The sequence below is a fragment of the Sphingobacterium sp. T2 genome, assembly GCF_000814685.1.
Classification (GTDB): domain Bacteria; phylum Bacteroidota; class Bacteroidia; order Sphingobacteriales; family Sphingobacteriaceae; genus Sphingobacterium; species Sphingobacterium thermophilum.
The window spans coordinates 1-23,356 of the sequence record NZ_JXAC01000059.1; the positions used below are offsets into that span (position 1 = coordinate 1).

Genomic DNA, 23,356 nt, shown 5'->3' on the forward strand with positions numbered 1-23,356 from the left:
AAGATACACGCAAAGAATTTGAAGGGCAGATCACTATAGTGACCTTTCCGGTAACCCGTTTTTCCAAAAAATCTCCTGAGCAGACAGGTACTGGAAATAGGTGAAGAGTACTCCACCATGAGCTTTTTGCCGTTTGCCGGAAATTTACCGAAGTCGGCAGCAGCAATGGTATTGTTTAGTAAGGCTATCCAATAGCTATCGGACAGCGATATATTCAAAAAGCCCTTAATGACATTGAAGGCCGAAATAGCTTCCACATTAGCTTTGAGATATTCACCTATTTCAGTACCTGTCTGCTCAGGATGAATTTTTTGGAAAAACGGGTTACCGGAAAGGTCACTATAGTGATCTGCCCTTCAAATTCTTTGCGTGTATCTTGTAAAGAGATTTGGGATTCCGGAATGTCTGCACCATACAGCGCTTTTACAGCGGCAACTGTTTGTTCAACTAACGTTTGTTGTATCGTATTAGCCATGTAATTAAAACGTAAAATTTTATCTTTCTGATAATGAACGAGAAAAATAACAACCTAGGTATTTAGGTATTCATTACGAAAGTATATCTTTGCAAAAATAATAAAAAATGCAGAGCTATCAGGAATTTCTTGACTTAAGTGTTGGTTTTCCACAAGAAGGATTCGAAGTCATTAACGACGAGTTGTATTTTCACGATCTCAATCTCATGGAGATGATTGAGACGTATGGTACACCTTTACGTTTTACTTATCTCCCTATAGTTAGTAAAAAGATTCAGCAGGCCAAGATTCTGTTTCAGACGGCCATACTGAAAAACAATTATAGGGGATCATATAAGTATTGCTATTGTACCAAATCGTCTCACTTCAAACATATCGTGGAAGAGGCGTTGAAAAATGACATCCATTTGGAGACGTCGTCTGCATTCGATATGCCGATGATCGATTATTTGGAGAGGGCTGGTACGGTGACCAAAGACATTACAGTAATCTGTAATGGTTTCAAAACGTACCAGTATAAGCAGTACATCATCGACATGTTGCATGATGGCTTCAAAAACATCATTCCTGTGTTGGACAACAAAGAGGAGTTCAACCTGTATGATGACGAGATCGAACTGGATGAGCCATGCAACTTAGGTATTAGGGTAGCTGCTGAAGAACAACCTGATTCTCAATTCTACACTTCCAGATTGGGAATCCGTATTGAAGACGTGATTGATTTTTACAATCACAAAATTGCCAACAACCCTAACTTTAAAGTCAAGTTGTTGCACTTCTTTATCAATTCAGGTATTTCGGATACGCCGTACTACTGGAACGAGCTGGAGAAATACGTAACCCTGTATTGTAAGTTCAAAAAAGTAAATCCGGATCTAGATACGTTGGATATCGGTGGAGGTATGCCTTTCAAAGACTCGTTGGTTCACGACTTCGACTATGAGTACATGGTAAATGAGATCGTTTACCGTATCAAACAAATCTGTAACCACCATGACGTTGTAGAACCGGACATTATTACCGAATTCGGTAAATACACTGTTGCAGAAGCTTCCGGTATCCTTTACAAGGTGTTGGGTCGCAAGCAACAGAATGACCGTGAGAAATGGTTCATGATCGATGGTTCGTTTATCACCAACCTTCCGGACGTATGGGCGTTAAACCAGAAGTATATCTTATTACCGATAAACAACTGGGATTCCGAATACGAAAAAGTAAACTTGGGAGGTATTACCTGTGACGGTCAAGATTATTACAACCAGGAAGCGCACATCAACTCGGTGTTCATGCCTAAGACCAGAAAAGTACAATACTTAGGTTTCTTCCATACAGGAGCTTATCAGGATGTACTATCAGGGTACGGCGGTATACACCACTGCTTGCTGCCTTCTCCTAAACATGTAATCATCCGTCGCAACAGAGATGAAACATTCAACTTTGAAGTTTTTGGTGAAGAGCAAAACTCAAAACAAGTAATGAAATTATTAGGCTATTACTAATGGTCCTAAAAAATAACCAAAAAACGCTGAACAGACTGTTCAGCGTTTTTTGGTTTCGGCAATATTATTTCACGTCTACTGTCGTGAATACGATTTGCTTATATCCGTCTTTTTCATAAAGTACTCCAAGCTTATTTTTCTTGACCAATACCATATCACTGTAAGCAGCATATGCACTTCCTTTGTATCCTTCAGGACTTTTCGCTACTACCTTATTGAAATACCAGCTTTTCCCTTGATCTTTGGAAAGTCGTAGAGTCAGGTTATCACGCTTGTTTTCATCTGCAGCATTGAGGTGGGCTAGGATAAAATTTTTTCCCTTCTTCCATGAAAGTACTGCCCCCTGATTGATGGGATCCGGAAGATTAGGGTCCGTCCCCGACGATGCCCAAGAATGACCTCCATCATGCGATATGGAGATTATCCGCTGTTTCGGCGTGAGTCCTTGATTACGAGAAGTCATATAGACAGTATTATCACCAACCTGTGCTGCCATAGACTCATTAGATCCGGGATAAGGGATGTTTTCGCTAAGCCTAAAGGTCTTACCATGATCATCCGAATAGTAGGCATGTGCATTCCAATCTCTGTTTTGCGGCTGTGGATCCCCGGCATTATGGTTAGCTGCTACATAGATTCTTCCCTTCTTCGGGCCTGTTATAAACTGAAAAGCATGTCCCGGCGTGTTGGCATATGTACGCCAGTCTTCTGAAAAATTGTAGGAAGCATTAACCTGAGGATGTTTAGGACGATGAACCTGTAAAGTGATGTTAACAGGTTCTGACCATGTTTGCCCTCCATCTATGGAAGTCTTATACCAAACTTCACGTAAGCCCTTACCTTTTCGTACTTCTCCTTCATGGTTATTCCCTGTGTTATAAAATAAAAACAAGCGCCCCTGTGGATATGATGGATCCAGCATATCCACTACCGGTGCAGGATTACCGGCCTGCAATTTGTCATAATCTACCACTACTTGCAAAGGCCCCCATGTCTTTCCACCGTCTTTACTTATCTTGCAAACAATATCCACGTTCCCAAAGTCGCCGGCGTGTTCAACTCTTCCTTCTGCAAAAGCTATCAGCTCTCCAGCCTTACCTTTCACAATGGCCGGAATACGATAGGAAGCATACCCATCATCTCCGGAGCGGAATACCGTAACTTCCTGCCCCTTGACAAATAGGACAGAAGTAATCAAACAAATACCTAGAAAAAGTCTCTTCATGTTATACTATTTAAATTATTATTTTTCTTGTTCCACCGGAATAAATGTAAACATCCACTTCACAGGATTTTCCCAAGTTCTGCCTCGAAATTCAGCAACAGGAATTTTTATAAGCACCTCATTCCATCCCCTTTCCAATTGGACATAGGTAGGTTCACGGAAGGCGTAGCCCTCATCTACCAAAGGTATCTCTAGGTCACCTTCCTGTCCTGCCTGCTTCCAAGATGGTGGATTGATGCGCTGACCATTGACATAGACCTCACTCCCCTTGTTGTCCCATGTATTCAATTGCGGAGAATCCGTCTTATAGGATCTCGACAAATCATTGAAGCCTATCCAAAACGGCTTTAGCCCCTTCTTTGCAGACCATAGTTTGGTTCTGGCATACCACGTCGTGTTAGGTTTAGGATCAGGGATAGCTGTCTCTATAATAGAACCGAACCAATGACGTAGAATAACAGTTCCTCCTTCCACCACTTTGTACACTCTCAATCCGTCTGCAAATGGCTCCTTCTCTATTTCAAATGCTTTATGAATATCTCCTCCATTGTCATATGGACCTATAAGCTCCCACTCTATCCCAGTCTGTTTTACATACGGGAAAGGCAGGGATTCAAAATATAACTCTTTATGTAGCAGAAGCCTTCTTTCAAAATCCACAAAATCTGAATAGTGTGGGTCATCCTTTGAAAGAATATTGCTTATCCACCCGGCACGCCCTCCTCCACGCCATATACGCTCCGCAAAAGCCAATATTGAAGGGTATATGGCACTTTGGAAAAACATATCTCGAGGTTGAACCACAGCCCTGTCGGGCCAAGAGCATAATGTGGCCCCTAATAGGTTAGCATGTTCTCTATCTACTTCTCCAATCTTTCGGTGGAAAATCGTAGTTACTGATTCCAAAGGATCCATATGATTTATATACAGATGTTTGGATTCAATATAGACCTTATCTCCCTTTTCCTCAATAAGTTTTGGGCCTCCCATCCAAAGTTGACGTATGGTCTGAGGTGACAGATTACTGCCGGGCTCCCATCCTATAGTTTTCTTATAACCAATCTGCTCTACATATTTGGTGATCTCCGGCATAAAGTTCATATTGGTAATCTTAACCTCATCGCCTCCGATATGTAAATATTCCAATTCAGGGAAATTCGTCCTAAACTCGGACAGCAAATCTTTGATATACATCATGCCGGAGTCCGATTGCATATCTACACCAAAATAGCGACGAAAGGCTGCACTATGCCCCGGCATATCTATTTCAGGTAATAGAGTGATATATCTATCGCTACAATAACGGATTAATTCTTTAAGGTCTTCTTTTGTATAATAAAGTCCTTTCCATCTTGTCATGACCGATGCATCCGTCAGCCCCGGATACTTGTCACTTTGCAGGCGCCATGCTATATCTTCCGTAAAATGAAAATGCAAGACATTAAGTTTATAGCGAGCCATGATGTCTACTTGCTCTTTAATCATCTCCAATGGTTGGAAATTACGGCCAACATCGATCAGAAAAGCTCTCCACGAAAAGGCGGGCTCGTCTTTTATAGAGACATATTGTATGCCTCCCCGATTGAGCTTAAACTGCCGCAAGGTTTGCAAAGCATAAAAAACACCTTTAGCGGAAGGCGATTTTACCGTTATACCCTGCTGATTGATATCCAATACGTACCCTTCCTCTCTCACACCTAATCCTTTATCTATTTGCAAGGTAATAGTAGGTAGCTTTTTCTTGCTCGCACTATGTACTGTAACTCCCCACCCTTGAAGAATGCTATGAAGCACTGTAGCTTCCCTTTGCAGGTGGGAGGAAGTTTTTTCAATTACCACGCCATTTTTTAATGATAAATTTTTGTCGTGCCATTGCACTTCAACCGGTAAGGGAATAAGTGCCTGCTGCCCCCACAATAGGGATGAGGGCGCAGCACTTAGGAACAAAACAAACAGATATATGATATTACGCATGCTGTTTTCTCTTTTTAATTAACTAACGAATCTTTAAACTGAAGGTGGAAACAGGTATTCCGTTATCTCCAAATAGATTTCCCTCAGAATAAGGTGAATAACCATACTGCAAACAATTAATATCTTTTATATTTTTAATTACCAAAGAATTACCCACAATAACCACATCTTTTACTTCAACTATATGACCTTTGCTATTTAAGTAACGTAAATCGCGTATGATTGGACCATGCTGAAGGCTCAACACCTTGCAAGGATTGAATGTGACTACGAGTTGATTCTCTTTAAGCTCATAATGCACGGGTTGCGGGGACCGTGTTTCGATGCTGTGACCATAAGTAAATTGTAGCAGTAGATTAGCCAAACGCTGTCCTAAAACAAGTTTATTACGGGGATGTACATCGGTAGGGTGTCCCAGATCGCTAGATACGGCCATATATACTCTAGGAAGTTCATTGGAGAGGCGTCGCTGGGAATCTCTGAAATCGGGCCATGAAGGTCTGTTGATGCTTGAAAGCTGCACAAAATAAAAGGGCAGCTCCTCACCCCATATCTTGCGCCATGAGTGTACCAAGATCCGAAACAAATACTCGTGGTGCTCTACATTGTGAGCATTGCTTTCTCCTTGATACCAAAGGACGGCTTTAAAGTGCACATCTTTCCATCTACTGATACCCGCCTCATAGTTATACGCAGGTTCATAAGGATGCCGTTGGTGCCTCACTTTACTTAACTCCAAATTTTTAGCCGCCCTTTCTCTACAAAAATCTTGAATGAAATCGGAATATCGCCACGAATGAATATAAGAAGCTAGCAGGTTGTCATGCTCCAAAACAGGACGCGGAATCCAGGATTCTGTATTCGATCCTCCTACAGAAATATCCACAATGCCTACAGGAATATTTTGCTTCTTATGAACTTCCAAAGCTGCCATATAAGCTATAGCCGAAAAGTCACCAATATTTTCGCGTGAGCTCACCTGCCAGCTGCCAGAAAAATAGTTTAGCTCGTTCACCTCTTTCAATATCTCTGGGGGCCACGCTACGTGCGTCGTTTCCACAAGAGGCTTATTTTTAAAAATTCGTACTTGAGAATATCCTTGTGCCTCCCTTAATATGGAATCTGCACCTAATGCGGCTTTAAGGGGGAAAGCCATATTGGACTGTCCTGAAGACAAAAAGACATCCCCAAACAAAACATCCTCTAAAACAATCTTTTGTGATTGTGTATTTAAAGCTATAATATAAGGACCTCCTGCAGGTTGAGCGGGCAACTCAACCTGCCATTGCCCCAACTTATTAGCCCGGGTCTTTATCTTTTTACCATTAAAAGAAACATACACTTGTTCAAAAGCGGAAGCTCGTCCATACAGCTTATTAATTTCATCGCGCTGCAATACCATATGGCTTCCAAAAGGGTACTCCACTGCAAGATCTTGTTTTATAGGTTGGAGATATTTGGCGACATTCTCAGCCAGCAGGGCAGCTCCACGGGCATTAGGGTGTAAATAATCGTCAAACAAGTCTATACGGCTCACTAAAATTGTATGGTTGTCGATAAGCTCCGCATTATTGACTTTAGAAATATATGGTATAAGATTTTGAATCTCATCAAACCAAGCTCTGGTGCCGGACAGGAATCGTCTATGCCCACTAAATATCGGCGTCAACAGACATACATATACCTCCACTTGAGAATTCACCTTCCGAAAATCCTCAATCAATGCGGTATAATCTCCTATAAATTCATGCCTATAGTTAGGCCAATTTCGTGGATCTGTATCATTCAGACCCAATGCTATGACAATAATGTCGGGACGAAATTGTAAAGCTTTCTGATAGGCTTGCGTCTTATGATATGGATTATGTCCTTTACGTAATAAGGTTGCCCCCGAATGACCGAAATTACCCACCAGAAAGTCTTCTCCCAGTATCTGTTGAAGCTGCGCCGGATAGGTGTCGGCAGAGTCCGTCAACCCATAACCTTCGGTTACCGAATCCCCGATACAGGCCACCCTTTTTTGTGCTTGAACACTAAAAAGCCACTGCAAAAGACAAAAAAGAAGCAACAACATCTTATGCAAGCTGTTCATGAGCTTTAGGTTTTAAAACAGTGAGTTGGATTAATAAAACTACAAATACTATCCCTGCTAACATAGCGAAGTCAGAGCCAAGCTTTCCTTCGTCGGCCGAAGCTCCAAGGAAGTTGGTGATGAAAGCTCCCGCAAACACCCCCACCATATTCATAATACCATAGGCTGTAGCCCTATATTGTGGAGCTACAAACTGACAAAGGATAGGCATATTGTTGGCATCGAACATACCGAAGCCGAAGCCAAACATCAGTCCTGCTCCCACAATAGCTCCAACAGATGTCCCGTAGCCAATCAAAAAGACAGCCGGAATAGTTAAGCCTAAGCCTATAGCACTAGTATATATACGGCCCTTCACATGATGTTGAATCCAACGGTCGGATAAAATACCTCCGAAAATTACGCCCAATAATGAAGACAAGGCAATGGTAATGGTCGACAAAGGACCTGCTTCTTCCATCGGTATCTGCAGATTTTCGGCAAACAGCGTAGGAAGCCAGTTTTTCGTTGCCCATCCCGGCAGGCTGGGTACCGCAAAATACAATAGAATTACCCAGAAAGCCATATTGCTAAATAGAACAGGAAGCACTTTGAAGGCCGAAAGCCTCTTTCCTTATCCTGCTTTACAGCACGATGTTTTATTTCGAAAAGTGTAAAAATTAAAATCACCGCATAAATAATCCCTATACTACCGAAAAGTGCAAAGGTAGACTGCCACGTCAGATGAGACGACACCGTCGCTCCAAAACCACCCAAAGCCTGCCCCATCATATAGACCTGTCATATGTATCCCTACGGCTAGAGATCTAGTCTTATCGCTATGGTAGTCGGCAATCAAAGACAATCCTGCTGGAATGTAAAGAGCCTCACTGATTCCCATCACAGCCCGTAATACGTAGAGCTGCTCATATGTGGAAGCATAGCCCATACCTAGGGTTACAGCAGACCACACGAAAAGACTCCCCACGATAAGCCACTTTCGGCTTAGCTTGTCTGCCAACATACCTGCCACAGGACTCATAAATCCATAAATCCAAAGGAATACGGCCATCAGGTTACCGAAAACGGCAGCACTTTGCAATGAGGTGATATCCACAGACATTGCCGGCCGCATGGTGGATAGTATCTGCCTGTCCATATAGTTAAGTAAGGCTACGCCCCACAACAAGGCGACGACAAGCCACGGATATATTTTACTGTTTCTCATAAGTTAGGTTTATCAGAATGTCAACGAATCTCCCCCAGCAATATTTGAGGGGTACGCACGCCCGCTCTTATTTCGCCGCTTGGAATGATGACAGTGTTTTTATACAGCAAGGCTATGGTGGTAACAGGACTTTCACCCTCCAGATCATTTAGAGCATCCCACTTTTTTTCCTTTATACTATAACACCATACCCTACGTGTGAAGCCCGGATGATTACGTTGTATATCGTTCTTTTTTTCAATAATTTTTTCTCTTTCTTCCCTATGGTCAGTTTGCTGAGCCGCCATAATGAGTTCCTCTACCTTATGATAGGTTTGTGCATTATCTCCTCCCACAATAATCAGGTTGCCTTTGTAATAGATACCTGTACCTGCAGCCAAAGCTTGAGGTAAGGAAGCAATCTGCTTTACCTTTCTATTAGGAAGATCTACTTCATAGACAATATCATAAAAAGTGGTGACGGCCATACTATTTTTTCGCCTACCTCCGACTACATACAGACGCTGATACCCATCTCCCACTACTATACTATGGCTCACCGGATTTGGCAGCACTGCAATCTCTTCCCATGAAGCATTCTTCTTTTCTCGATTGAGACGGAAGATTTTATTGGACACTTCCTGCTCATTTTCTCCACCCACCACATACAGATGTTTTCCTATTAAGGTTGCGGCAGCATTTGTGAGTGGAAAAGGAAGTGGCTGCAACGCTTCTCTTATTACTTTATCCCTCTGTAAAGAATAACGGAATACGTCTGCCGTGGCCTTACCATTTCTCTCTCCCCCAAAGGAATAAAAGACTTTAGAGTCTCCTGCATTTGCACAATAAGCTAGGCTGTCGGTAAATTCCTCCGTACTTAAAAGATGTACCCCTTCCTTATCCCTTAACTGATAGATGTAAAGCTTCTTCTGGTATCGCTTCTCACCTCCTTCCCACGGCATAGCTCAGGAAAGTTGGCTCCTCCCGCAATAATAAGCTTGTCATCCAAGATGCCTGCCACCGGTCCGGCAAGCCCCAAATGCAATGTGCCAGCCTCCTGTGGGAGAGTTGTAACAATCTTCCAATCAATGTAATTAGGCGATGAATCCATCGTACATGAACCTAATGTAATACAAAACCACAATCCTAATAGTGATACTTTCTCTGAAAACATCATTTCGATTTAAACGTATCAAATCCGAGAGAAGCAACCTCATCCTTAAAAGCTTCAAACTCTGCCTCACCCATATTGGATACCGGCAGCCTAAACTCACCACAATCAACACCTACAAGTTTCATATAAGCCTTGCCGGTAGCTATACCTCCATATTTACCCAAAAGACGGATCATATCGATGGACTTCTGCTGCAATTGATTAGCCTTTTCTAAATTACCGCAATTATACTGAGCTATCAAATCGTGGTACAGCGGTGCCGCATAATTATAGGTACTTCCTACGGCTCCTGTACATCCTAAAACCAATGCGGAAAGCATATTTTCGTCTCTGCCCCACAGCATGTTATACTTTCCATCTTCATAATTCATGCAGGAAAGAAAATCCATAAAATCTTCGTGCGTAAATTTTATTCCTTCAAAATTCGGAATTCGATTGTTCACCTCGCGAAGCAAATCATACATGGCAATATAACATCCAGTCAACACCGGAATATGGTAATAATAGAATGGAATGTTTGGAGAAGAACCCGCAACTTCGGCACAACAGGCAGCCAGTTGTTTTACATTTGCCGGCTTGAAATAAAAAGGGGCCGTAAAGGCTACCGCATCAGCTCCTTCCTCTTCTGAAATAGTGGCTAGCATCTTACATTCCTTGATATTTGTGCCTCCCAAAAACATAATCAACGAGAACTCCTTATCTTCTTTAGTAATAGAGGTCCAAGCCTTAAGAACCTCCACCTTTTCTTCAAATGTAAGAGATACTCCTTCGCCGGTAGATCCACAGATAAAAGCCCCTCCAATACCATTATCTTTCAAGAGCTTAAAATATCTCGGAATAATTTCTAAGTTTAATGCTCCCTCCTTGTCAAAAGGTGTAAAAGGAGCTGCAATCAATCCATCTATTTTCTTCATCCTTAATAAACATTAAAACTTGATAAATAAGCCGTCACACCGAACATGTGACGGCTTTCCCCTAAATCAATCACCTATTATGTGCCGGAATATCCCGGATTCTGGTCTCCTTGAAGGGTCGGATCTGCCGACATAGTTCCCAAATCTATTGGCCATAACAACTTATGACGCTGCCCTTCTACATCTTCCAACACACCTACCAGTGGTAAATCTACACGAAATACCAGTGGTTTTCCGTTTGCGTCTTGCATTCTACGAAGGTCAAACCACCGTTTACCTTCCGAGACAAACTCTTTAGTGCGCTCATAGAAAATCGCCAATTCATTAGCCTCAAAATCACTACGCACAAACTGAGGTGCTGCAGTGCCCATCGCACGACGACGTACGGCCATAATCTCCTCCGTAGGATCTTCTCCTAACTTGTTTTTTATTTCTGCCAGCAACAGGTATGCCTCCGCCAACCTGTAAATCGGATAATCGTCAGAGTAGTTACGCACACCATCTACTATAGTTCCCAAGAACTTGCGCATCACTACTGCACGAACACTCCCTTTATTAAAGTTAAGGAAAGTAGCATTTGCTCTTTTATCTTCTTTATCGTATAAGTCATATAGATCTATCTTGTATTCATAGCGGATAATAGCCCCACTAGAAGCCACCTGTAGAGGATCCGAAGGAATAGGGTTACCTGCATCATCTACATAGCCGCTTATGTCGTCCGACTGTGCATATAAGAAGTTATTGAAAAAGTTGGTTGCCTCTCCTTGTTGGTAGCGTATGGTAAAAATAATCTCACTATTACCTTTTGAAGCTGGAACGCTAGCACTTGAAAACACACGTGCAAAGTCCTCCAGTAAGGTAAAACGTGGAATTACCGTTTCCACAGCTTGCTTAGCTGTCTGCAGGTCCGCCTGAACACTTTGTGGCTGTTGTCCATCGATAAGCACTTTAGCAGACCATAGGTATACCTCCGTCTTCAGCATCTGCGTAGCTGCTAAGCTCCACTGCCCTTTTTGTGATTGAATGGTATAATCTCCATTAAAATTCTGAATAGACTTTTCTATGTCCGCTTTGATAAAATCTAGAGTTTCCTTCTCAGTCTGACTGCGTGGGGTATATCCTTCTTCCGCAGATGAAGGTGTCTTTATCGCAGCCTTTGGCTCTGTAACTATAGGCACTCGTCCATAGGTACGATAAAGGTAGAAATAGTAGAACGCACGTAGCCCGTAAGCTTGGCCAAGGTAATATCCCTTTTTCTGCTCACTCAGAAAAGTAGCCTGCTCCACCTGATAAATGAAATTGTTAATCTGGAATATTGTGGAATACAGTCCTGCCCAAGAGCTATATCCCGGAGCACTCTCGCGAATATCTTGTGATATTACGGAAGGTGAGTTCAGCGATGCTGTTCCGGTGAAGCTTGTACCTGTGCGCAGTGTACCTCCTCTTAGCCTCTCCCAAGCCCCAAAATGTCTGCTGCTGGCCTCTGACCAAGTTGTGAATCCCCAACATGGCGCCGTTCACCTGGGATTCATTTTTCCAGAAGCTGCCGCTGGAGAAGTAATCTTCCGGAGCTAAGTCTAAATCCAAGTGATCACACGAAGTAACGATCTGCATGGATGCAGCGGCCAATATAGCGATGAATATCTTTTTCATGATATAATCCTGTTAGAAAGTTAATTGTAAACCGAAAATTACTGTACGTGGCAAAGGATACCCCCCACCTCCTTGTCCTACACTACCACTCTCTGCAGAAAACAATGTGTTTTTAGTCCAATAGTGCAGATTTTGTCCTGTCAAAGAAAATGTCATACCTTCCATCCTAGCCTTTTGTGCTATAGAAGTAGGCAAACGGTACGAAAGTGTCACTTCACGAAAAGAAAGATAATCTCCTTTATTATAGAACATTGTACTTTCTCTACTTGTGTTTATTTTTAAACAGCTGATCTGCCCAATAGTAGGTAGGATATTTTGCATTCGGATTGTCTGGAGTCCAAGTATCAAAGACCTCTTTTGTTGTGTTAAACGTTCCTTGCATCATGCCCAAGAACCATGCACGCGGACCATCGTAGGCTACAAAGCCCAATGCATAATCGAAACGTGCACTAAGACTCAAGTTTTTCCAGCTAGAATAAAATCCGAAGCCTCCCGTCCAGCGTGGTTTGGTATTTCCTACATAAACTCTATCGTAAGTGTTGATCACGCCATCACCATTGACATCCCTCCACATCACATCACCCAAAGCTATTGGATAGTACCGCTCTTTATCTGCTGCACTTAAAGCTGCATAGGCATCCGGGTGTACCAACGGACGGTTACCCATATAGTCTATCAGCCCTGTCGCATATCTATCCAAATCTTCCTGTGTTCGAATGATGCCTATAGCTTCATAAGCATAAGCGACATTGGGATCTTGCCCTTCCTGATAACCACCTACCCACACCAATTCTTTCGTGTTAGGGTCATACACCTGAAACCCTCCCTGACGGTTATTTTCCACGCCGTTATATGGCAACTTCAAGATCTTGTTTCGATTGTAGGCCGTGTTCCAATTGAACGACAAGCTCCAGTCCTGCTTACGGACAATTTGGTAGTTTAGATCTATTTCCAACCCTTTATTTTCCATATCACCATTGTTGGTGGTGATAGAAGTGAATCCAGCAGAAGAAGGCAACACTAATGTGGCGATTTTATCCGATGTAGTGCGATGGTAATAAGCTAGTGATAGGTCTATTCGATTAAGCAACTTTGCTTCCAGCCCTACTTCTTTGGTGATTAGACTTTCCCATTTTAATCCAGGAATACTTAGACTGGTCATATTATAACCTACCTGGCCATCATAATTGGCGGTGCCGTAAGCTCCTTGCAGTGTATAGGTTCCTATTCCCCCCACGTTACCATTAGCTCCCAAACTTGCTCTCAACTTCAGGTTGTTCACGTAATCGCCGAAGCTTCCCAATTTCTCACGGTAAAAACTTTCGTTGCTAATATTCCATCCTAACGAGATGCCCGGAAAAGTACCCCAACGATTATCCAAAAGTGTAGAATATCCATCACGTCTTACCGTTAGCGTCATTAGATAACGCTGGTCATAATCGTAATTCAATCGGCCAAAATAAGACATGATACGCTGGCGCGAGTGATATGAATCTATAGATCTACGGTTAGCTTCATTGCTAGTCAACCCCAAATCCATGAAGTCATCCGTCGGAGCTCCACTGCCGGACGCAGACAGACCATTATTGTAGGAATCGTAAAACTCCCATCCTGCCATAGCATCCACCGAATGGCGGTCTGCAAATTTCTCATTATAGTTCAGAACTGCATTGTATGTCTGGCTTAATGTCTTATCATAGGAGGCCGAAGAACTCCTTGTACGTACCCAGCTACCAGGGCTTGATAGATAATCCTTATTGAATCCTTCATAATGTGTTTGATTCAAAAACCAGGTTCCATTTGCCCGTAAGCTTAGATTGTCGAAGAAATTTATTGTAAAGGCCTGACCCATCGTAAACTTTTGGTTTAGATTACGACGAATGAATTTATCGTCATTTACCTGAGGGTTGCCATCTGCCCAATCACGCCCCAATAGCAATTCTCCCAAGTGATTTCTACCCCGCATGGTCGGAGGAGCTCCCAACGCACGGCTCATATAGTTACCTTCCGAGTTGATAGGATCTCTCCATTTTGTGTGAGCAAAATTGAATGTAGAATTAGAAGTGATAAAAGGCTTTATTTTATAATCACCGTTAAGGATGAAAGTCAGCCTATCGTAATAAGTATTAATGGGTAGACCTTTTTCATCGTATTTTCCGAGGCTAGCATAATATTGACCTTTATTATTGCCTCCCTGCATAGATACATTATAGTCTTGTGTAGTGCTGGCATTACGCAAAGCATAGTCGGCATAAACAAATTCCGTGAAGATCAGCTCTCTACCTGTCACAGGATCTATCATAGTTTTCCACCCCTCATTCAAAAGATGACGGTTCGTATCGTCCAAAAACATCGTACTCCATACCGCCGCACTGTTTTGGTTTCCGTCCAAAATGTTTCCGCCATCATCATAATACCGGTTTCCAGTACCGAAAGGTCCTACGGCCGTCAGCTGGTTAAGCTGACTAGGCTGATATTGTCCCGAAACCTGAACCGACTTCCTAGTCCAATATAAGTAATCTTCAGCATTGAGAAATTCGAAAGGTAAATTGATGGTATTCACCCCTACCTTTGCGCGAGCATCTATAGAAGAACCCCCCTCTTTTCCTCGCTTAGTAGTAATTAATATTACACCGTTGGAAGCACGCGCACCATAAATAGCTGTGGCTGATGCATCTTTAAGGACATCAATAGATTCTATATCCGCCGGATTAATATCTTGGAATCCTCCTCGCACTACACCGTCTACAATAATAAGTGGCGAACCACTTCCATCGTAAGAAGTACCTCCACGCAAAACAATATTGGGTACCGCACCAGGACGCCCTGACACCTGCTGCACACGAAGTCCCGGAATAGTACCGGCTAAAGCTGAAGCAGGATTCGAACGCACACCGGTTTCTAACACTCGCTTATCCAAACGCGATACAGACCCCGTCAAGTTTGACTTCTTGATTGAACCATATCCCAACACTACTACCTCTTCCAACTCTTCATTCAACGCTCGCAACGTGACAAGAAGAGAGCTCAGATTTTGTAATGTAACGGTGCTGCTTTCATAGCCTACGGAAGTAAATGTAATTACATCACCGACCTTGGCCTGCAATGCAAAAGCACCGTCCTTGTCGGTCTGCGCGGTAACTTTCTGTGTTTCATTAGAGACACTAACTCCTACTAAAGCAGTGCCCTGATCAGACCTGACCAAGCCCTTTAAAATACTCTGTGCATAAGCAGATAACTGCAACATACACATAGAAAACAATAAAAGAATCTTTCGCATAATATTAGGTTTATTCAGTTTATAAGTTGGTAGAAAATTTTATTATGTATTACATAATACAGCAAATGTATTACATAAAACAATTCTTTACAAATCTTTTTTATTTTTCTATATTTGTTGCGTAATGAACTTATTATGAGTAAATCTTTGAGCACCACCGAGGACGTATTATCCACCATAGATACTTCCAGCCTCGTAGATAAAGCAGAGAAGAAAATTTTGGAATATATTCAAGTCAACCAACTCAAGGTAGGCGACAGCTTCCCAAAGAGTTGGATTTATCTGAAATGTTGGGAGTAAGCCGTACTGTCGTAAGAGAGGCTTTGCTAAGACTAAAAAGTATAGGACTGATAGAATCCAAAAAACATAAAGGTGCTGTCATCACAAACCTGATGTGTTGGGATCTTTTAAAAAGATCTTTCATCCCTCTCTTCTGGATAAAAACACACTCAAAGACCTTTTCGAAATGCGTCTGGCATTGGAAATCGGTATTGCGGATTTTATCATCAACAGAATCACGGAAAAAGATATTCGTGAACTCGAAGAGATGACAGAAAAAATAAGTTTCTGGAGATACAGCCTTACCTTGGAACATCGAAGACGAAAAGAAATTTCATGGCAAACTTTACGAAATCTCCGGCAACGGCATGCTGTTGGAACTACAGGAAATGCTCATCCCTATCTTTCAATACGTTCACCAGTCCGGAATCCTTGAAAAACCTATCGTAGAGGGAGATTTTATATCCCACAAAGAGCTGGTGGAAGTACTGAAGAAAAGAGATGCCGACGCCTACCGCAAAGCAATACGCATTCACCTGAACAACCATTTCGCCCGAATTTTAGCATAACAGCTTACTCTTCTTTTGGCTTAAAGCAAATAGTAAAAAATTAGCTTTAAGCCTCCTTTCCTTCATTTCTTTCAAAAATTCCTATTTTTAGAGATTATGGCACTTAAAGTATTGAAATTTTTTATGCAGATCATACTCATACTTCTTGTTGTAATCCTTCTTGGAGGATTAATATATATGCGTTCCGAACGTTTTGGCGCTTCTGCCGAAGGAGAAAGGCTCCTGAAGATGCAGCAACAGAGCAACTATAAAGATGGAGTGTTCGAAAATCTGGAACATACCCCTCCATTGGCAGAAGGTACCACCTATTCGGACATGATCCGTAGTTTTTTCTTTTCGAAGAAAGAACGTAACATTCCATCCTCTCCTCTTCCGGTTGTAAAAACGGACCTGAAAGCTCTCCCTTCCGACAGCGATTTATATGTGTGGTTTGGACACTCTTCCTATCTACTTCAACTGGACGGAAAAAAGATTCTTGTAGATCCTGTGTTCAGCACCTATGCTTCTCCTGTCCGTATCAGTGCCAAAGCATTTCCTATGCAATATAAATACACACCGGAAGATATTCCCGAGATCGACATCTTAGTAATTACCCACGACCATTGGGATCATCTGGACTACAACACCTTCATGGCCATAAAAGGTCGCGTAAATCATATAGTGACTTCGTTGGGGGTTGCCGCTCATCTGGAAAAATGGGGATATCCTTCCCAACAGATTTCCGAACTTTGCTGGGGAGAATCGGCACAGATTGGGTCCTTTACCTTTACGGCCACCACCTCACGTCACTTCTCCGGACGTACATTCAAACGCAACACCACCCTTTGGTCCTCTTTTGTGGTGCAAAGCACTACCTTAAAAATCTTTATCGGAGGGGATAGCGGATACGGTAAGCATTTCAAACAGATAGGCGAACAATATGGACCTTTTGACTACGCCATCCTCGAAAACGGACAATACAATCCCATGTGGAAATATATACACATGATGCCCGAAGAAGTAATTCTCGCCGCCAAAGACCTCAACAGTCAATATACCATCCCTGTTCACAACTCCAAATTTGCTTTGGCAATGCATCCTTGGGATGAACCTATGATACGTATCGCCAACGCTGCACAACAGCATAACATCTCTCTTGTAACACCTCGCATCGGAGAAATAGTACCTTTAAAAGAATACCGCCCACTCCCGTATTGGTGGGAAGATGTGGACTAACACAAACAAGCCGCTAGCAAAATTGTATTTATTAATATAGATTAAGTTTTATTCGTTCCAATAGACACAATTTTGCACCAAACAAAAAAAGAAGAAGTTATGAAAACAATATTTAAAGTTCTTGCAGCCCTGTTGCTAATATGCAACTGCGCTTATGGTCAGGTGAAATGGGAGGTAGACCCGGCACACACCAACGTCCGATTTGAAGTTAACCACCTAGGTATTGCTTTTGTGGACGGGCAATTCAAAAAATTAGAAGGTAGCGTTGAAACTAAAAGTGACAAAGATTTCAACGGTGCAAAAATCAATTTTATCATCGACGTAAACAGCATAGACACTCGTGTGGAAATGCGTGACAACCACCTTAAATCAGATGATTTTTTCAGCGCACAAAAATATCCTACGATAGAAGCTGGAAAATGCGGTATTGAATGGAAAAGATGGTAATTACACATTGACAGGAGATCTCACTATCCGTGATATAACCAAGAAAGTCACTTTCACCGTAAAACAAAACAACGGTATCATTACCGATCCTTGGGGAAAAACGAGAGCTGGATTCACCGCTACAGGACGTATTAACCGCTTTGATTTCGGCATCCAATACGCAGATAAACTTCCTACTGGTGTAATGGCTGTAGCTCCAGAAGTGGAGCTTACCATTAACGTAGAGTTAGTAAAAAATTAATCTCTTACCTATCAAAATATTGAAAGCCATTAAGTTCTTCTTAATGGCTTTTTTGCATTATATATTTCCACTAAATACAAGAAAAGATTAAATTGTACCCTAGATCGTTCAACCTAATCTACAATGAAAAAAGCGCCAAGAAATAAGCAGTTTCTTTTATAGTCAATACTTCGCGGAAGGTATACGGATCACATTGGGCTCTATTATCCCCATTATCGTCTGTGCCTTGTTGGGAGAATTTGAAAAAGGAACCTTAATATCTCTTGGTGCATTGATCATTGGATTGTCGGACACCCCAGGTGCGCCGCAACATCGCAAGCTGGGCATGTACTACTGCCTCCTGCTGTCGGCCATAACCATACTCATCACAGCCATAGCCAACGACTACCTTTACATCATGACCGTAATATTGGCGGTGGCCTCCTTCTTTTTTGCCATGCTGGCTGTATTTAACTCCCGTGCCGCCACCGTAGGCATGATGGGCATTTTGGTCATGCTCATCAACATCGACGGAAAATACAGCTTCCAACAAGAACTCGTCTATCTTGGCCTTTTCATCATTGGAGCCCTATGGTATATGGTCATAAGCTTCTCCTTGATGCAGGTGAAGCCGTACCGTCTGGCACAACAGGAACTTTCCGAAACTATCGTACAGGTAGCTGACTTTATCCGTTTGAAGGCCAACTTCTATGACCTCAAAATAAACCCGGATGAAAACTACCTTAAACTCGTAGAAAAACATATTAGCATAAATCAACACCTCGAAAATGTTCGTGACATACTCTTCCAAAGTAAACGGTCCATCAAAGACACCACACTAGAAGGCCGTTACCTGACACTCATTTTCACGGATATCGTGGACCTGTTCGAACAGAGTATGACCACACACTATGACTATAGTGCCATACGTAACAAATATGCCGATTCGGGACTCCTCGAAAAACTAAAAAACACTATAGATAAAATTGCCCATGAACTCGACAACATTGCTTATCGACTGAATGCAGGAAAACGTCCTACTCCCATCTACGATTTCAGCAAGGAAATAGACAAATTGCGCACGGCCATTGACCAGTACGATAAACAAAACAATAGCAATTCTATCCCTCTCAAAAAGCTGGCAATCAATATACGCTCCATCGTCAAACATATTGCCGAAATATACAGATACAGCCAGCTTAAAGCTTCCGAGATGCCTAAAGACGATAATATACAAACCAAAAAATTCGTTGAAACGGACATCCTGAATTGGCAGAAGTTTAAGGACAACCTCAGCCTGCAATCCAGCGTTTTCAGGCACGCCATGCGCATGTCTATCGTATTGTCCGCGACATTCTTTTTATTCCAGATCTTTAACTATTCAACATTCACCACGTATTGGATACTATTGACCATCATGGTGATTCTTAAGCCGGGATTTGGATTAACCAAAGAAAGAAACGTACAGCGGCTTATAGGGACAACCTTAGGAGGTATCATTGGAGGTATCATCCTATTAACTGTACCGGACACCACCTTGCGCTTCGCCATTCTCATCATATTTTTCCTCATAGCATACAGCCTATTCCGTATCAATTATATCATGGCGGTCATGTTTATGACTCCCTATGTGCTTATCATGCTTAGCTTTACAGGTATGAATACCTTTGAGATGGCCAAAGAGCGTATTATCGATACCTTCATCGGAGGTACCATAGCCTTCTTGTCTAGCTATGTAATATTCCCCAATTGGGAAAGTTTACAGATTAAGAAGAATATGTACCACCTCTTAGTAGCCAACTATAAATATTTGGCACAGGCCATCCTCATGTTATCGGACAGAAAAATATCCGACTACAGAATATAAGCTGGCACGTAAGGAAGTGTATATTGCTTCCGCCAACATGGGCTCCACCTTCCAACGACTTCTGACTGAGCCTAAATGGAGACAAAAACACACCAAAGAAGTCAACCGTTTCGTCATCCTAAACCATATTTTTTCCTCTTATACAGCGACCGTACTAACCCAAATGTTCAATACCGAAAATCAATATTTCACAAAAGAGCATGTACGGCTCGTACTCAAATCTCTCTCTAATCTTGAACAAGCTATCCGTGCATTAAACCTGCACGAAAGTCAACAGATAGAGTTTATAAAGTCCTTCGACAAGCAATTTACAGACACCAGCAATGAAGACACAATTATAATTACCGAACAATTACAATTTTTGACTAAAATTTCAGGAGATTTGCAAAAAAACGTCGCCGACATAGCGACCAAAGAAATTTAACAGGAAATGGATAATATATACGATGTTTTGATTATTGGTGCCGGTCCTATTGGCATAGCTTGTGGTATTAATGCTAAAAAGAATAATCTAAGCCATATCATCATAGAAAAAGGCTGTCTTGTAAATTCATTGTACAATTATCCAATCAATATGACCTTCTTCTCTACTTCCGAAAAGCTGGAGATTGAAGATATTCCTTTTGTAACGACAAATCCGAAGCCCAAACGTGCAGAAGCTCTAGAATATTACCGTCGAATACACAATAAATTTTCGCTTAACACTAAGCTCTTCGAAGAAGTGTTAAGCTGTGAGAAGAAAGGAAATATCTTCCATGTCACTTCGACAAAGGGCAGCTACCAAGCTCGACACGTCATTGTTGCCACCGGTTTTTACGACATCCCTATGCTTCTGAACATTCCGGGAGAAGATCTGCCGAAGGTAAGCCATTATTACAACGACCCACACTATTATGCCGGACAAAATGTGGTGGTCGTAGGCGCTAGCAACTCTTCCATAGACGCTGCTTTGGAGACCTACCGTAAGGGCGCCAATGTGACACTAGTCATCCGAGGTACGGAAATAAGCCTCGGGTGAAGTATTGGGTACGTCCCGATATCTTGAACCGTATCGCCGAAGGGTCTATCACGGCATATTTCGAAAGCAACCTCACCGAAATCCGGGAAAATGAAGTAGTCATACAAACCAAAAGCGGCGAAAAAATCATTCCTAACGACTTTGTACTGGCCCTCACCGGCTACCGACCTAACTTTGAGCTGCTACGCCGATTTAATATCTCCATACCTGAAGAGAGCCCTATGATTCCGCATCATAATCCTGAAACTATGGAAACCAACGTGGAAGGAATGTATCTAGCCGGGGTAGTCTGCGGCGGATTGAACACCCATCTGTGGTTTATAGAAAACTCTCGTATCCACGCCAAGATAATTATAGATGATATTTTAAGAAAAGGAGCTAGACTTTAAGTCCGGCAACAAAAATGTCAGCGAGTTTTTTTTGCATAGAAAGGATAGCATCGAATTCCGACTTATCCGGGATAAAATCGTTTTTAAAATCCTTGAGCAGCGAAATGCGCATCCCTATCGTTCCGAACAAGAAAATACGTGCAGCTTCCGTCGTATCCACCTTTTTGAGTTCTCCACGTTCTATTCCTCGCCTAAAGACCTGCTCTACGATTTTCTGCTGGCGTTCAAAGGATCTTATAAGAATAGCCTCCAGCTCGGCGGGAAGTTCCTTACGCATAACGATAGTGTACTCCATAAGGTTGAAGTATTTTTTCTTGAAGTCCATATTTACTTCCAAGATAGTATGAATGCCCTCCAACACTGTGCTAGTCTTCTCTACTGCTTCCTTCGTAGTTTCTAAGGACTCTTCAATAAGACTTTCTAAAACAGCCGAATACAGACTATTCTTATCAGGAAAATAATAGTATAACAAGGCTTTGGAAAAAGATAAGTCCTTGGCAATCTCCGCCATGGTGGTTTTCGCCATACCATAATGAGCAAATCTTCTCTTTGCAATTTCTATTATTCTACTTCTCTTCTCGTCTGCATTTACTGCCATATTGTTTAATAAAATTCTTTAGCTGTTTTTACTGTCTTTATCTTATCTTTACACGCAAGAATTCTTTATCTAAAGATACTATTTTTAATTTCAATTATTGCGTAAAACAAATTTGACACCGTGAAAATACAGAATAACATTGATTTAAAGCCATACAATACTTTTGGCGTCCATGCGCTCGCAAATCAGTTTATCGAAATTAACCATGAAAATCAGCTAATTGAGCTTTATAATTCTGGTATTTTCAAAAATAAATTTTTCGTCCTAGGTGGCGGAAGTAACATACTTTTTACGCAAGATTTTGAAGGAACCATCATTAAAATCGCCAATAAAGGTATTCAACATTTTATCGAAGGCAACAATATTTACGTCACTGCCGCAGGAGGTGAAATATGGAATGACCTCGTATGGTATTGCGTTGACCATGGTTTTCCGGGTTTGGAAAACATGGCCTTGATTCCTGGAACAGTAGGGGCCTCTCCTATCCAGAATATCGGTGCTTACGGTATCGAACTGATGGATATCATGTACACCTGTCGAGCTTTCGACACAATGACCGGCGAGTTCAAAACTTTCAGCAATCAGGATTGTGGTTTTTCCTACCGGGACAGCATCTTCAAATCCAAATACAAAGGTCGCTTCATCATTGTGTCGGTAACCTATAAACTAAACCTTCATAGTAAACTCAACACCTCATACGGCACTATTGAAGTCGAACTAGCAAAAAGAGGAATATCAAATCCCACTATAAAAGACATAGCAGAGGTCGTTTCCCATATCCGTGTAGAAAAACTTCCCGACCCAAGCACCATTGGCAATGCAGGTAGCTTCTTCAAAAATCCTATCATCCCAAATTTCCAGCTTGAAAAACTAAAAGAAGTCTATCCGAACATCGTATGCTTTCCTATGGACGACACACACACCAAAGTAGCGGCAGGCTGGCTTATCGAACAGTGTGGATGGAAAGGTAAAGAAGTAAGGAAAAGTAGCAATATGGAAAAATCAAGCCCTTGTGAATTACCAATAAAAACAAAGCCACAGGAAAAGAAATTTTTGAGGTGTCGTCACTCATTATTGATGATGTAAAGGAAAAATTTGGCATAACACTGGAAAGAGAGGTAAACATACTATAAAAAAGTTTTCCACAACTCTTAAAAACTTATCTTAATAAAATTTTCCAATCGCGCTTAATACCTCCATAAAGTCGCTGTAATTTTAATTTAATTTTTAATTTATAAATAAACTTAAAACATTTTAATCAATTCGCTAATAATTTTTAGCA

The 23,356-nt window shown here is 41.8% G+C and carries 26 protein-coding genes and 1 pseudogene; 13 read left to right on the top strand and 14 right to left on the bottom strand.

From position 1 onward, the window contains the following. Positions 1–257, bottom strand: a 257-nt coding sequence (locus SD31_RS17120; RefSeq protein WP_039053327.1) for a hypothetical protein, incomplete at its 3' end; no start/stop codon positions are given. A gap of 20 nt (positions 258–277) precedes the next feature. Continuing rightward, positions 278–475: a hypothetical protein gene (locus SD31_RS04925; protein WP_039053328.1), complete on the bottom strand. Its 198-nt coding sequence runs from the start codon at positions 473–475 to the stop codon at positions 278–280. 107 nt (positions 476–582) lie between these two features. Between SD31_RS04925 and SD31_RS04930 the strand changes: the two genes are divergently transcribed. Then, the gene (locus SD31_RS04930; RefSeq protein ID WP_039053329.1) at positions 583–1,974 is read left to right on the top strand and encodes an arginine decarboxylase; all 1,392 of its coding nucleotides are present in this window, start codon (positions 583–585) and stop codon (positions 1,972–1,974) included. Positions 1,975–2,038: 64 nt separating this feature from the next. On the opposite strand, the gene SD31_RS04935 is transcribed toward SD31_RS04930, so the two are convergent. The 9 genes from SD31_RS04935 to SD31_RS04965 form a co-directional block, all read right to left on the bottom strand. Then, on the bottom strand, positions 2,039–3,199 hold the full coding sequence (locus tag SD31_RS04935; protein ID WP_039053330.1) for a sialidase family protein: 1,161 nt from the start codon (positions 3,197–3,199) through the stop codon (positions 2,039–2,041). Positions 3,200–3,217: 18 nt separating this feature from the next. Beyond that, entirely contained in the window at positions 3,218–5,173 is a 1,956-nt protein-coding gene (locus SD31_RS04940; protein ID WP_039053331.1) for a family 20 glycosylhydrolase, read from the bottom strand. Between the two features lie 22 nt (positions 5,174–5,195). Next, positions 5,196–7,223, bottom strand: coding sequence for a GDSL-type esterase/lipase family protein (locus SD31_RS04945; protein ID WP_197053542.1), 2,028 nt, complete (start codon positions 7,221–7,223; stop codon positions 5,196–5,198). 25 nt (positions 7,224–7,248) lie between these two features. After that, positions 7,249–7,854: an MFS transporter gene (locus SD31_RS18460; RefSeq protein WP_262506539.1), complete on the bottom strand. Its 606-nt coding sequence runs from the start codon at positions 7,852–7,854 to the stop codon at positions 7,249–7,251. Positions 7,855–7,953: 99 nt separating this feature from the next. Further along, positions 7,954–8,472 carry an MFS transporter gene (locus SD31_RS18465; protein ID WP_231561189.1) on the bottom strand — a complete coding sequence of 173 codons (519 nt, stop codon included), beginning with the start codon at positions 8,470–8,472 and terminating at the stop codon, positions 7,954–7,956. Between the two features lie 20 nt (positions 8,473–8,492). Next, positions 8,493–9,413, bottom strand: a complete 921-nt coding sequence (locus tag SD31_RS04955; protein ID WP_039053332.1) for a Kelch repeat-containing protein — start codon at positions 9,411–9,413, stop codon at positions 8,493–8,495. Continuing rightward, positions 9,356–9,562, bottom strand: coding sequence for a hypothetical protein (locus SD31_RS16455; RefSeq protein ID WP_197053543.1), 207 nt, complete (start codon positions 9,560–9,562; stop codon positions 9,356–9,358). The genes SD31_RS04955 and SD31_RS16455 overlap by 58 nt, the downstream gene beginning before the upstream one ends. Positions 9,563–9,624: 62 nt before the next feature. Continuing rightward, positions 9,625–10,539, bottom strand: coding sequence for a dihydrodipicolinate synthase family protein (locus SD31_RS04960; protein ID WP_039053333.1), 915 nt, complete (start codon positions 10,537–10,539; stop codon positions 9,625–9,627). A 77-nt stretch (positions 10,540–10,616) separates the two neighbouring features. Continuing rightward, the gene (locus SD31_RS04965) at positions 10,617–11,936 is read right to left on the bottom strand and encodes a RagB/SusD family nutrient uptake outer membrane protein (protein ID WP_316929761.1); all 1,320 of its coding nucleotides are present in this window, start codon (positions 11,934–11,936) and stop codon (positions 10,617–10,619) included. Between SD31_RS04965 and SD31_RS16460 the strand changes: the two genes are divergently transcribed. Then, the gene (locus SD31_RS16460) at positions 11,833–12,114 is read left to right on the top strand and encodes a hypothetical protein (RefSeq protein ID WP_156138208.1); all 282 of its coding nucleotides are present in this window, start codon (positions 11,833–11,835) and stop codon (positions 12,112–12,114) included. The two genes, SD31_RS04965 and SD31_RS16460, sit on opposite strands and share 104 nt — an antisense overlap. Before the next feature lie 90 nt (positions 12,115–12,204). Here the strand turns inward: SD31_RS16460 and SD31_RS17125 are convergent, their stop codons facing one another. Then, positions 12,205–12,444: a TonB-dependent receptor gene (locus tag SD31_RS17125; protein ID WP_052258672.1), complete on the bottom strand. Its 240-nt coding sequence runs from the start codon at positions 12,442–12,444 to the stop codon at positions 12,205–12,207. A gap of 10 nt (positions 12,445–12,454) precedes the next feature. Beyond that, a complete protein-coding gene (locus tag SD31_RS04970) occupies positions 12,455–15,439 on the bottom strand; it encodes a SusC/RagA family TonB-linked outer membrane protein (protein ID WP_052258673.1) in 2,985 nt (994 codons plus the stop codon). A gap of 168 nt (positions 15,440–15,607) precedes the next feature. On the opposite strand from SD31_RS04970, the gene SD31_RS18470 reads away from it, so the two are divergent. From SD31_RS18470 to SD31_RS04995, 9 genes and pseudogenes are all read left to right on the top strand, one after another. After that, the gene (locus SD31_RS18470; protein WP_231561190.1) at positions 15,608–15,772 is read left to right on the top strand and encodes a hypothetical protein; all 165 of its coding nucleotides are present in this window, start codon (positions 15,608–15,610) and stop codon (positions 15,770–15,772) included. After that, the gene (locus SD31_RS18475; protein ID WP_231561194.1) at positions 15,760–16,023 is read left to right on the top strand and encodes a GntR family transcriptional regulator; all 264 of its coding nucleotides are present in this window, start codon (positions 15,760–15,762) and stop codon (positions 16,021–16,023) included. Before SD31_RS18470 ends, SD31_RS18475 begins: the two co-directional genes overlap by 13 nt. A gap of 102 nt (positions 16,024–16,125) precedes the next feature. Beyond that, positions 16,126–16,320 carry a hypothetical protein gene (locus SD31_RS18480; protein ID WP_231561191.1) on the top strand — a complete coding sequence of 65 codons (195 nt, stop codon included), beginning with the start codon at positions 16,126–16,128 and terminating at the stop codon, positions 16,318–16,320. Between the two features lie 96 nt (positions 16,321–16,416). After that, positions 16,417–17,535 carry an MBL fold metallo-hydrolase gene (locus SD31_RS04980; RefSeq protein WP_231561192.1) on the top strand — a complete coding sequence of 373 codons (1,119 nt, stop codon included), beginning with the start codon at positions 16,417–16,419 and terminating at the stop codon, positions 17,533–17,535. A 99-nt stretch (positions 17,536–17,634) separates the two neighbouring features. Further along, positions 17,635–17,982, top strand: a complete 348-nt coding sequence (locus SD31_RS19905) for a YceI family protein (RefSeq protein WP_262506540.1) — start codon at positions 17,635–17,637, stop codon at positions 17,980–17,982. Continuing rightward, a complete protein-coding gene (locus SD31_RS19910; RefSeq protein WP_262506541.1) occupies positions 17,963–18,223 on the top strand; it encodes a YceI family protein in 261 nt (86 codons plus the stop codon). The genes SD31_RS19905 and SD31_RS19910 overlap by 20 nt, the downstream gene beginning before the upstream one ends. A 193-nt stretch (positions 18,224–18,416) precedes the next feature. Continuing rightward, a complete protein-coding gene (locus SD31_RS04990; RefSeq protein WP_052258674.1) occupies positions 18,417–20,069 on the top strand; it encodes an FUSC family membrane protein in 1,653 nt (550 codons plus the stop codon). A 16-nt stretch (positions 20,070–20,085) separates the two neighbouring features. Continuing rightward, positions 20,086–20,493, top strand: coding sequence for a hypothetical protein (locus SD31_RS15000; protein WP_156138209.1), 408 nt, complete (start codon positions 20,086–20,088; stop codon positions 20,491–20,493). 6 nt (positions 20,494–20,499) lie between these two features. Continuing rightward, positions 20,500–21,476: pseudogene (locus tag SD31_RS04995) on the top strand (YpdA family putative bacillithiol disulfide reductase). Here the strand turns inward: SD31_RS04995 and SD31_RS05000 are convergent. After that, on the bottom strand, positions 21,466–22,074 hold the full coding sequence (locus SD31_RS05000) for a TetR/AcrR family transcriptional regulator (RefSeq protein ID WP_039053334.1): 609 nt from the start codon (positions 22,072–22,074) through the stop codon (positions 21,466–21,468). The pseudogene SD31_RS04995 and the gene SD31_RS05000 overlap by 11 nt on opposite strands. 120 nt (positions 22,075–22,194) lie before the next feature. Here SD31_RS05000 and murB point away from each other — a divergent pair, with 120 nt between their 5' ends. Both murB and SD31_RS20630 read left to right on the top strand, forming a co-directional pair. Beyond that, entirely contained in the window at positions 22,195–23,160 is a 966-nt protein-coding gene (murB, locus tag SD31_RS05005; RefSeq protein WP_316929760.1) for a UDP-N-acetylmuramate dehydrogenase, read from the top strand. Then, complete coding sequence (locus SD31_RS20630) at positions 23,133–23,207, top strand: hypothetical protein (RefSeq protein ID WP_316929762.1); 75 nt, start codon at positions 23,133–23,135, stop codon at positions 23,205–23,207. Before murB ends, SD31_RS20630 begins: the two co-directional genes overlap by 28 nt. Positions 23,208–23,356 lie beyond the last annotated feature (149 nt).